Source organism: Rhodococcus sp. NPDC058532, assembly GCF_042719255.1.
Taxonomy (GTDB): Bacteria; Actinomycetota; Actinomycetes; order Mycobacteriales; family Mycobacteriaceae; genus Rhodococcus_G.
Genome location: NZ_JBHXNU010000019.1, coordinates 46295 through 52622 on the forward strand (window position 1 = coordinate 46295; position 6328 = coordinate 52622).

The 6328-nt window shown below is 63.9% G+C and carries 3 protein-coding genes; all 3 read right to left on the reverse strand.

All coding sequences use genetic code 11. The features are described 5' to 3' along the window. Positions 1-2 precede the first annotated feature (2 nt). On the reverse strand, positions 3-1625 hold the full coding sequence (locus ACFWQG_RS19580; RefSeq protein ID WP_378509312.1) for a GTPase domain-containing protein: 1623 nt from the start codon (positions 1623-1625) through the stop codon (positions 3-5). After that, positions 1622-5398, reverse strand: coding sequence for a GTPase (locus ACFWQG_RS19585; protein WP_378509313.1), 3777 nt, complete (start codon positions 5396-5398; stop codon positions 1622-1624). Before ACFWQG_RS19585 ends, ACFWQG_RS19580 begins: the two co-directional genes overlap by 4 nt. A gap of 500 nt (positions 5399-5898) precedes the next feature. After that, positions 5899-6328, reverse strand: a 430-nt coding sequence (locus tag ACFWQG_RS19590) for a 3'-5' exonuclease (RefSeq protein WP_378509314.1), incomplete at its 5' end; no start/stop codon positions are given.

The window sequence follows — 6328 nt, forward strand, 5'->3', positions numbered from 1 at the left end:
AACTATCCCTCCCGCACCGACACTGACCCCAGCGAGTTCAGGCTTTCACCTTCCTCGATGGAATCCTGCAACTGTTCGACGAGTCGGCGGAGGCTGTCGTGGAGGGCAACCTGGTCGGCCGTCTCCGAATCGATGACATCCCTGACGTCGTCGACGAAGGGCTGCCAGACGGCGGCTACGTGTGCCGTGCAGCTGTCGACGAGCTGTCGAAGGTCTCTCGTCGGCGCCGGCTGACCGCTGCCCTGCGTGACACGGTCTGCGGAACTGTCGTCCACCCATTGCGCGATGTGCACCGCGAGCGGAAGCGCAGCTTCGGCGATCCCGATATGTCGGTTCAATCCGCCGGCTGCCTTCGCACCACTCGCAGCTTTGGCCGTGAGTGCCTTCGCCTGCTGTGATCTCTGGCCGTCCGCGGCCTTGAGAACGCCAATCAGCATCTTGCCGATTTGTTCCACATGGGGAGCAATCTGTTCCCTCGGTTCGTTCACGATGGCATCCGGCTCCGTGCCTACGGATGCGATCAGTGATGCGAAGCCTTCCCACGATGGCCGAGCTCGCTCACGGCTGACGGCCTTACCGATCGACTGCTTCAACCGCTCCAGGCGTCCTTCGTACTTCGTGAACCACTGTTCGACTTGCCGTGGGATCTCCCCTTGCAGGTATCCGGTGTCCAACCCCGGATCAGACTGTCGCGCCACTTCGATGAGTAGGCCGTCGAGGTTTGCACGGGCTGCTCGGTCAAGTGCATCCAGCTCGTCTTCCCAGCCGTCGCGTCTCGCTACGCCGGTTGCGGCAACTTCGGCGCTGGACCTGTATTCCACCAACTGTCCTCGCAACTCGTCGAGGACGTCGGCCAGAACGCCGCCCCAGTACCGACTGCCTGCCGCGTCTCGGAGTGCGGTTGCTGGTGTGAGTGAAATCGAGTCGAGGGATGCATTGAGGTCGCGCATCCCGTCCCAGTCCCTGTACGCGTCCCACTCCCCGCGGTCGATGTCGGTGCCCGGGCCGGCCGTCTCGAAAGGGTCTTGCGCGACAACGAAAACCGGAACTTCCGTGCTCAGCTCGAATACCTCGCGGAGCTCCTTCACCTTTCGAGCACTCAGCTCGCGGTACTCGTCGAGGTCGTATTCGGGGTCCACCCCGGCCTCGTCGAATCGCGAGATGACGAACCACAACGAACCCTGCGGCCACCCCTCGGCCACGACCGTCTGAAGCAGGTCGCGCTCGGCAGTTGCCAACTGCGGTGTCAGGACGGCGATGCCGATGTCCGTCAGTCCCACCGCCGCCATGGCGCGTTGCGAGTTGTTCTGACCACGAGCGTCCGACGCTCCGACGACAAATCCCGGCGTGTCCCGGATGGTGTAGCCGGCAGTCACGACCTCGTTGACCTCGAAGGTTTCGTGGCGGGCACTGATCGTCAGCCAATCCGGAACCTGCGATCCGGAATCGACGAGCACGCGACGCAGCAGGGAGCTCTTCCCCGTGTCATAGGAGCCGAAGATCGTCACCACCGGGCGGTCCAACGTCGCAAACGCCGCCCACCCGTCGGCGTACTGCTCGGCCAACGACCCACCCGGAAGCCGCCCCAGCCAGTCCTGCACTGCCTCGATGTCAATCACGGTCATTTCTCCCTCGCTTGGGCTTCCATCAGGTTGTCAGCCGATGCCAGCAATACCCCAACCATTGCCATCCGGGAGTCCCCGTCATCCATCATCTGCCGCTTCGCCCTCGCGTGACCGGTGTGGTCGGCACAGAGTGACTCGAGCTCTTTCGTCCTCTGTTCGAGGTAGCCGAGTGGCCCAGCCCCGCCATCACCCTGCACAATCGTGTCGATCAGTTTTGCGGCGAACTCGTCAACAGCCTGAGCTGCCGCGGCCTGATCGTCCTTGTGCTCATCGGCTTTGATGGCATCGTTGACCATCACGGCTGCGTCCACCGCAGCGCCGACGACCGCGAGTACTGCTCCGACCTTGGCGACCTTGGCCCCACCCTTGACCGCGCCCCACGGCTTGAACTTGTGACCGAACTGTTTGCCGATCGCGTATACAGCGTCCCGGTTCCCGAAGGCCTTCACAAGTGGCGCTGCAGCTGCCACGATCTTGCCAGCACCTTCTGCCACGTCCTCGTACAGCGGGTCGCCGTGAGCCTGGAATTCCTCGGCGATCTCATGAGACAGCTGGAAGTCCGCCGCTCGGATCTCGCGATCGATCGCGGAGGAATGTTCGCTTTGCCACCGATCCAGTCGTTTCTTCGCGTCTGTGAGGTACTTTTCCAGCGACTCCTGAACTTCTGGTTCCTCGAACCAGGAAGCTACGAGCTTCTCCAGCTTCTTGGTGTCGTCCCGGTCGATCTCGTGGATTCTGGACTTCGCCGTCGATGCATGCCTGTCGACGATCCGACGGGCCTCCTCTCGCAGCGACGCACCGAGGACCGCTGCGTCATCGAGAGCGGCCTGCACTGCCGCGATGATCGGTTCCAGGGCCCGCAACTCCTCCGCCGCGGTGTCGTTCGTCCGCTGCAGTCGCAGCCGGTGACGTTTGAGTCCGGTGATCGCGGTGTCGAACGCGCCGGCAACAGTTGCCGAGGCCAAATGGCTGTCGGACAGGTCCGCTATCGCCTCCGTCAACGCTGCCACCCCGTCCCAGAGCCGGTTCTCTGCGAAATCCTGCGGTTCCGCCGTCGCCGCACTTCCCACGAGACCGAACGGGTCGCCGGACAGGCAGTGAATCCTGTCGCTGTCGATCTCGATGGATCGGCCCGAAAAGGCAGCGCGAAGCTCGTCTCGCTTGCGGTCCTGCAAGTTCGTGTACGCGTCCGATGCAGCGAGAGGATCCACACCGAGTTCGTCACATCGATTGACGAGGAACACCATCCGCCCGCCCTTCGCGGCGATGTCATCGGAGCCACGTGCGATCTGTTCCAGCATGAGGGTGTCCCCGACCAGCAGATTGATGTGAACGACGACGAACACGAGCGCCGACTGCACCACCGCCTCCAACGCCTGTGCGTCGTGGTCGGCATGCCCGCTCTGCAACCCTGGGGTGTCCACGAGGTCGAACCGAGTGAACTCATGCCGCTGAGCGGTGTCGGTCGCCGGTACAGCACGGATGTCGAGTCGTGCGTCGGTGTACTGACCGTTCTCGACGAGGATTCGGCGGATCAGCGACGACTTTCCGGAGTTGTAGTCGCCTAGCACCGACAATGTCGGCTTCATCCGGGAGACACGCGAGAAGTCGCGTGCAACTTCGAGAATCGAGGGATCGCGCATCGCGGCGTCCTCGAGCTCTTCGCGCCACGCTCGAACGTGCTCCACCTGGGGCGTACTCCACGCGCTGGCAATCGCGCGTTGCAGCCTGCTCTTGTCGTGGTCGTGGCGGGCGTCGTACAGAGCTTCGACAGCGGGATCGATTTCAGCTGAACCGTATTCGGATTGCGGGTTCGTCAGCCAATCCTCGCCGAGCATGATGCTGGTCAGAGCTGCGGGTGTGTCAGCCATTCGATGCTGCGCTCGGCGCAGCACGTCGGACACACGCGGCGCGGCCTCGACCGAGGTCGCACCCGCATGCAGCGCGCCAACCAGCTGCTCAGCCCTGCGGCAAGCGTCGCGCAATTCGATTGCACTACTGAGGGATTCACGAAGAATCCCGGCGAGAATCTGCCATGCCGCGTCGCGGCTCGTAGCGACGACAAGTTCCTCGCGATCGTCGAAGGTTTGCTCGACGGCACGATGGGAATCGGCGATCGCCTGGGCTCTCGCCTTACGTCCTCGTTCGTCTTCCTGATCGCTCATCCGCTTGCCGAAGAACTGCTGTACCTGACTCGCGATACCGACACCCGCGATGGCCACTCCGATCGCCCAACCCGCGGGGTTCCAAAAGTTCATGAGGGCGGGTACCGCGAGGACACCGAGGCCGGCGGCGATGCCTCCGCCCTGGATCACCTTGCCGAGTACACCGGTGCCTTCCGCGCCGAGAATCGAGGCGGTGTGGCCGATCGGGCCCGAGCTGTGGGTGTGGTTGTGCTCGACGGCGATCTCGAGTTCACGCTGCAGGAATTTGCCACGGTCCGCCCAGATCGTCTGTTCAGCCGTGGCGACCGCGTCGTCGTCGAACACGGCTTTCGTGAAATCGGATCCGTCGACCGACTTGCCCTCGTCGAACGCACTCTGGATCAGTTCGTCCGCCGCTGTCTTCGCCTTGCTCCTGCACACCACCAGGTGTGACGTGGCGATGTCGCGGACATAGCGGTCGAGTGAGCCCTCCGCCCTCGATGTGTACGGCCGGCCTCGCGCTGCCTCAGAAGTGGCTACGAGGTCCCGGTCGGACTCGTGTAGCCATCTTGCTCGTTCCTCGCGTTCGGGATAGCCGAGCACCGCGAACAGCGACTCGATCTGACGCTCCAGTTCCTTGGCTTCGCGCGCGATGTCGACCGTCAGGCGTTCGAGCTCGATGACCGTGCGGGCACACCGTCCGCGGACGTCCTCTCGGAGCGCAGACAGGCGAAGGTCGGCGCCGCCTTCCGTGATGGAGGCGGCGATCAACTGTTCGAGTGTCCCGAAGTTCGACCAGCGCGCGAGGTAGTCGACCCCGAACTCATCCCGTTCGCGCAGGAATTCCTTCTCGGCCGGTCCGTGAAACGGTGTGGTGGCGCGCGCAAACAATGCCCGCCTGCTGTGGATTGCGACGACCGGGGTGTCCGGCAAGCCGATCTGTGCGAGCTCGGTCCGGATGTTGTCGGTGTGCTGGCGAACCGATTCGGACAGCGTCTTGCGGCGGCCTTCGTCGGATACCTTGGCGGGGTGCCGCCAGCGTGGGTTGCGAACATTGAGCACCGCCACCACCGGCTTCCCGTGGTCACGGATCCACGCGGCGATCTTCTCGAACTCCAACGCCTGCTGGCTCTGGTTGTCGAAGCACAGCAACACCACGTCTGCGATCTCGACGGCCCGGCGAGCCTTCGACTCGAGATCGTCGCGGCTCTCGGTGCGGCCCCACCCGTTGATGCCTGGGGTGTCGTAGAGACGGCACCCACGCCACTCGACGTGGTGCACGTCGGTGGTCCAGTCGCTGGCACCGGGAGACACGTACTCTCCGTCGAGCTGCCCGAACGCCGACAGCAGGGTGCTCTTCCCGACTCCGGTCCGCCCGAAGAACGCGATGTTGAACGATCCGAGGGAGTCGCGCTCGCGGTCGAGGTGACGACGAAGGTCGCGTGGTAAACCCCGAGCGAGGTCGTCGAGCTTTGCGACCAACGGCGACATCGGATGCGGACACGCCGCCACCCCGGCGAAGGCACTGACGAGACCGTCGACAACGTCATCCAACCGGGACAGCTCCGCTCGTCCCTGCTCAACCGCCGTATGGGCCGCGTCCTCGAGTGACACCACGTCCAGAGTCATGCCACCTTCCCTCCTCAAGACGATCTACCTACTCACCAGCACTGCGCCCGCAATATGCCAGGTCTAGGTGACACGGGCGCCGAAACGGACAGCAACTCACATTCTCTAGCGGGATCGCGATCCAGGAAGCCCTCCGCGAACAGACCGAGCCGGCCGAATGGTCGTCTCGTAAGCTTCGATGACCTCGACAGCGACCTCGACAATCGGGTCATCTCCGTCGTACCCGAGTCGACGAAGGATCGCGGTGAGCCGGCTCATGCGCTCCGCCGCCTCAGCCTGTCGACGGGCTGAGGGAACCACCGCGATCTTCGGCGCAGCGGCCTTGTGGGCGATTGTCGCGCTTCGTTCCAGAAGGTCATCCTTTCCACGCCGCCACTGCCTGTTGATCGTCACCCACAACCGATCGCGGAACAGCGCCACTACAAGCTTCTCGTCAGGCGTCAGCATCATCTCGGCCCTATTCGCACCGGCTGAGGTCGTCAAAACTTCTCATATTCAGCCTATTTGAGGGATTCCGACGCGGGGACCGGCAGCAGTTCGCTGGGTGCACCCGCGTACACCACCACCAGTTCGTCCCGCGCACGTGTCGCGGCGACGTACAACAGCGACCGCTCGCGGCGGAGCGCATCGGCACGGTCGCCCTCGGGCAGTCCGTCGATGATGTACTTCCGCGGGAGGCTCTTGGCGCCGACGCCGATCAGAACGACCTTCGCGAACTCCATGCCCTTGGCGCGGTGCATGGTCATCACCTGCGGGGCGCCGGACGGGCCGGCGGCGTCCCTGTCGATGAACGTGACCGTCAGGCCGCGGTCACCCAGGGCTTCGGTCAGTGCGTCCTGACTTAGGACATTACCGGCCGGTAGATTCTGCGGCGACGTCGTGACCTGCAGTATCGATTGCGGATGAGGCAGGAATGGGGCACTAAGCAGT